This window comes from Burkholderia sp. (genome assembly GCF_018375725.1).
Lineage (GTDB): Bacteria > Pseudomonadota > Gammaproteobacteria > Burkholderiales > Burkholderiaceae > Burkholderia.
This window is the reverse complement of record NZ_JAHACR010000399.1, coordinates 1-3,121: the sequence shown is the minus strand read 5'-3', so window position 1 is coordinate 3,121 and position 3,121 is coordinate 1. Positions and strand designations below refer to the sequence as shown.

The 3,121-nt window shown below is 65.4% G+C and carries 3 protein-coding genes and 1 pseudogene; 1 reads left to right on the top strand and 3 read right to left on the bottom strand.

Going from position 1 to position 3,121, the window contains the following annotated elements:
- Both KH616_RS23410 and betI read right to left on the bottom strand, forming a co-directional pair.
- A pseudogene (locus KH616_RS23410) lies at positions 1 to 148 on the bottom strand (betaine-aldehyde dehydrogenase); the annotation flags it as partial.
- 32 nt (positions 149 to 180) lie between these two features.
- A complete protein-coding gene (gene betI / locus KH616_RS23405) occupies positions 181 to 768 on the bottom strand; it encodes a transcriptional regulator BetI (protein ID WP_292252361.1) in 588 nt (195 codons plus the stop codon).
- Between the two features lie 312 nt (positions 769 to 1,080).
- Between betI and fdhA the strand changes: the two genes are divergently transcribed.
- Positions 1,081 to 2,280, top strand: a complete 1,200-nt coding sequence (gene fdhA / locus KH616_RS23400) for a formaldehyde dehydrogenase, glutathione-independent (protein ID WP_292252360.1) — start codon at positions 1,081 to 1,083, stop codon at positions 2,278 to 2,280.
- Positions 2,281 to 2,350: 70 nt separating this feature from the next.
- Here fdhA and KH616_RS23395 read toward each other — a convergent pair.
- A partial coding sequence (locus tag KH616_RS23395; RefSeq protein WP_292252359.1) for a GlxA family transcriptional regulator occupies positions 2,351 to 3,121 on the bottom strand: 771 nt, incomplete at its 5' end.

The window sequence follows — 3,121 nt, the reverse complement described above, 5'->3', positions numbered from 1 at the left end:
CCGCACGGTCCACGTCGGCCGCGCTTGCCTGCTGCACCTGCGCGAGCAATTCGCCGGTGGCGGGATCGAAGGTGTCGAATGTCTTGCCGCTCGTGGCGTCGGTATAACCGCCGCCGATGTAGAGACGCTGCAAACCGTAGACAGACATGAAGATCTCCTTGAGGGCGACCGCGGGCCGCGTCATGCGTGCGACGCGAGCAGCAGATCGATATAGTCGTGGGCGAGCCGGAGGGCCGCCCGGGTGTCGAACGGGCCGCCGGCGAGTGCGCCGCGCAGCCACAATCCGTCGATGAGTGCGGCGAGGCCGCTGGCCGCCCGTTTCGCCTTCGCGGGCGGCAGCGCCTTCGCGAATTCGGCGCACAGATTCGAATACAGACGCCGCGTATTCACATGCTGCAAACGCTTCAGCGCCGGCTCGTGCATGCTCTGCGACCAGAAGGCGAGCCAGGTCTTCATCACGGGCGCGCTGGTCTGGGTGTCGTCGAAATTGGCGGCGACGATCGCGCGCAGCCGTGCGCGCGGATCCTTGCGCGCCGCAACCCGGCGGCGCGTGGTGGCGGACCACAGATCGCGCAGCACGTGACGCATCGTCGCTTCGAGCAGGCCGTCCTTGTCGCCGAAGTAGTGGCTGACGATGCCCGTCGAGATGTTCGCCCGCTGGGCGACCGACGCGAGCGTCGTGCCGGGCAGGCCGGCTTCGTCGATCGTACGCAGCGTCGCATCGATCAGCTGGGCGCGGCGCACTTCGCGCATTCCGACTTTCGGCATTGCGGCTTCCTTCGCGGGACGGCGGATGGATGGAAGCGGGAAGCTTATCTTTTTTTTATTGATCGCTCAATCAATAAAAAAGCAGGGTTGGATCGTGTGCGGGGACGCAGCCCGGTGTGGATCGTCACGAAAATTGCGCATCGCGCGGTGAAGCGGCTGGCACGTCCGCGCACATGTCGGCACCGTTCAATCCCGTGTCGCGTTTGCACATCGCTGCCCATGCGTTCCGGACTACTCTCGAAGGGCCGTTGCGAGTCCGCCGCAATGTCCGGCGGGCGGCAGCGCCATCCAATGAGACATGGAGACAAGGCGATGAGCAGCAATCGAGGTGTCGTATATCTTGGGCCGGGCAAGGTCGAGGTGCAGAAGATCGACTATCCGAAGATGGTCGATCCGAGCGGCCGCGCGATCGGCCACGGCGTGATTCTCAAGGTGGTCAGCACGAATATCTGCGGTTCCGACCAGCACATGGTGCGCGGCCGCACGACGGCGCCGGTCGGTCTCGTGCTCGGCCATGAGATTACCGGCGAGGTGGTCGAGGTCGGCCGGGATGTCGAGACGCTGAAGATCGGCGATCTCGTGTCGGTGCCGTTCAACGTCGCGTGCGGCCGCTGCGCGATGTGCAAGGAACAGCACACCGGCGTGTGCCTGAACGTCAACCCGTCACGTGCGGGCGGCGCATACGGCTATGTCGACATGGGCGGCTGGATCGGCGGCCAGGCCGAATACGTGCTGGTGCCATATGCCGACTTCAACCTGCTGAAATTCCCCGACCGCGACCAGGCCCTGTCGAAGATCCGCGATCTCACGTGTCTGTCCGACATCCTGCCGACCGGCTATCACGGCGCGGTCAGTGCGGGCGTGAAGCCGGGATCGACGGTCTATATCTCCGGTGCGGGCCCGGTCGGGATGGCGGCGGCGGCATCGGCGCGCCTGCTCGGCGCGGCGTGCACGATCGTCGGCGACATGAATGCAGAGCGCCTCGCGCATGCGAAGGAGATGGGCTTCGAGGTCGTGGATCTGTCGAAGGACGCGACGCTCGGCGAGCAGATCGAACAGATTCTCGGCAAGCCGGAGGTCGACTGTGCGGTCGACTGCGTCGGCTTCGAGGCGCATGGCCACGGTCCATCCGGACATGCGGAAGAAGCGCCTGCGACGGTGCTGAATTCGCTGATGGAAATCACGCGGCCGGCGGGCGCGATCGGCATCCCGGGCCTCTATGTGACGGACGATCCGGGTGCGAAGGACGTCGCCGCGAAACACGGCGGCCTGAGCATCCGTTTCGGCCTCGGCTGGGCGAAGTCGCATTCGTTCTTCACCGGCCAGACGCCCGTGCTGAAGTACAACCGCAACCTGATGCAGGCGATCCTGTTCGACCGGCTGCCCATCGCGAAGATCGTCAACGTCACGGTGATCTCGCTCGACCAGGCGCCGGACGGCTACAGGAAGTTCGACGGCGGCGCGCCGCGCAAGTATGTGATCGACCCGCACAACATGCTGAATGCGGCATGACGGACGCGTAGGCAAAACGAACGGGCGGTCCGGATGCCGGGCCGCCCGTTTTCATTTCTGGATGCGCTATTCACGCATGCATGGCAAGCGTCGGAAAAGCCGTTCCTCCGGAACCCGGCGGCGTGGCGAGCGGCGCGACCTGCTTGCGGCGCTCGCGGGTCGGCGCGACGCCGAATGCATCGCGGTAGCTCTTGCTGAAATGGCACGCCGACTGGAATCCGCACGCCATCGTGATATGCATGATCGACATGTCGGTCTGCAACAGCAATTCGCGCGCGCGGCGCAGGCGCAGTGTCAGGTAGTAGTGCGTCGGCGTCATGCCGAGATGCTCGCGGAACAGCCGTTGCAGCTGGCGCTGCGACATGTTCGCGAGGCGCGACAGTTCCTCGCGTGACAGCGGCTCCTCGATGTTGTTCTCCATCAGCGAGATCACTTCGAAGAGCGACTTGTTGGCCGAGCCGAGGCGAGCGACGAGCGGCATGCGCTGCTGCGCGCTGGTGTCGCGAACATGCTCGACGATGAACTGCTCCGCGATCTGCGTGACGCGCGCCGTACCGACGCGCGCGGCGATCAGGTTCAGCATCATGTCGAGCGGTGCGACGCCGCCGGTGCACGTGATGCGGTCGCGGTCGATCACGAACAGTTCCTTCAGGAAGCGCGTGTCGGGAAACTCCTCCTTCAGCGCCGACATGTTTTCCCAGTGGATCGCGCATGCGTAGCCGGCGAGCAGGCCCGACTTCGCAAGCGCATACGTGCCGGTGCACAGGCTGCCGAGCGGAATGCCGGCGCGCGCGAAGCGGCGCAGCGTCGACAGATGGTTGGCGTCGGTCGCGTGCTGCAC

Bases quoted from the DNA above. Each gene is read 5' to 3' on its own strand.
- betI (WP_292252361.1), bottom strand. From the start codon at position 768: ATGCCGAAAGTCGGAATGCGCGAAGTGCGCCGCGCCCAGCTGATCGAT.
- fdhA (WP_292252360.1), top strand. From the start codon at position 1,081: ATGAGCAGCAATCGAGGTGTCGTATATCTTGGGCCGGGCAAGGTCGAG.